Source organism: Burkholderia sp. Bp9140, assembly GCF_003853425.1.
Taxonomy (GTDB): Bacteria; Pseudomonadota; Gammaproteobacteria; order Burkholderiales; family Burkholderiaceae; genus Burkholderia.
The window spans coordinates 1-912 of the sequence record NZ_QTPQ01000115.1; the positions used below are offsets into that span (position 1 = coordinate 1).

The following is a 912-nucleotide window of genomic DNA, read 5'->3' on the forward strand; positions in this document are numbered from 1 at the left end:
GACTTAGAAGCGCTAACACAATGAATTTTGGAGCTGTCGCCAGCAGATGATGCAGCAGGCGATTTTCATGAATGCCTCGTGTACGACTGCGAGGCGTTCGAAACGAACGCGCAGTCGCCTGAAGTTGTGCAACCAGGCAAATGTGCGCTCAACAACCCATCGGGTTTTGCCGAGCCCACTGCCATGCGGCTCACCCCGGCGGGCGATTTGGGTGGTGATGCCGACGGCATGCAGTGGCCTGCGATACTTGTCGTGGTCGTAGCCGCGATCGGCCTGAACAACGCAGGGTTTCGACAGCGGTCGCCCCCGTTTGCCGCGAATCGGCGGGATCGCCTCGACAAGTGGCAATAGTTGAGTGACGTCGTGACGGTTCGCGCCCGTCAGGATCAGCGCGAGTGGGATGCCCTGCGCTTCGGTGACGAGGTGGTGTTTGGAACCGGGTCGCGCACGATCGGTGGGATTGGGTCCTGTTTTTGACCTGATCCCACAGCACGAATGGAGGAGGAATCGATGACAACACGTGACCAGTCGATGCGATCGGCCGCCCGAAGCTTTGCGAGTAACACCTCGTGCAGCCGATCCCAGACGCCCGCTTCCTGCCAGGTGCGCAGTCTGCGCCAGCAACTCATGCCTGAGCCACAACCCATTTCCTGCGGCAGCATCTCCCAGGGAATGCCGGACTGCAGCACGAACAGGATGCCCGTCAGGACTACGCGGTCGTCCAGGGGCTTGCGCCCCGGGTATCGCATTCGCCGTGGCTTTGGCGGAGGTAGAAGTGGTTGGATCAGCGTCCACAGTTCGTCATCGAGTATTGGTTTAGCCATTGCCTCCTCGTCAACGAAACAACGAAGAGGTTAACAGAGCGCGAAACGGGTTAACAGCCCCTTCGACTCATTTTGTTAGAGCTTTTTA

At 59.0% G+C, this 912-nt stretch carries 1 protein-coding gene; it reads right to left on the minus strand.

The features are described from left to right. Positions 1-12: 12 nt before the first annotated feature. A protein-coding gene (locus DIE21_RS36845) for an IS5 family transposase (RefSeq protein WP_124502207.1) occupies positions 13-824 on the minus strand; the annotation gives its coding sequence in 2 pieces (ribosomal slippage) (positions 13-473 and positions 473-824; 813 coding nt in all). Positions 825-912: the final 88 nt, after the last annotated feature.